This window comes from Halomonas sp. ND22Bw, from assembly GCF_003011945.1.
Lineage (GTDB): Bacteria > Pseudomonadota > Gammaproteobacteria > Pseudomonadales > Halomonadaceae > Halomonas > Halomonas halophila.
The window spans coordinates 1-248 of record NZ_PXWD01001461.1 but is presented as its reverse complement, the minus strand read 5'-3'; the positions used below and the strand labels follow the sequence as shown (position 1 = coordinate 248).

1 protein-coding gene is annotated in these 248 nt (G+C 59.3%); it reads right to left on the bottom strand.

Annotated elements, in window-relative coordinates; genetic code table 11:
- Positions 1–248: hypothetical protein (locus tag CVH10_RS26285; RefSeq protein ID WP_181244721.1), on the bottom strand; the 248-nt coding region annotated here is incomplete at both ends.

The window sequence follows — 248 nt, the reverse complement described above, 5'->3', positions numbered from 1 at the left end:
GTTAGGTCCTCCATTGCATAGTACTTCTCCTGTCTTGCCTGGATCTGGGTGATTTGAAACTTCAGCCGATCGTCAGCGAGTTTCAGCTGCGCCGCTGTCAATCGTTGCGCTGCTCCCGACCGGGGAATCAGCAACTCGTCGCGGCGCTTCTCGACCTTCCCGATCTCAGCTGCGAACGCGTCGTCCTTGGCCTGGATTGCTTCGGCAGCCTGGCAGGACAGCGCCGTCTTGGGCTCATTGCTGGCTAG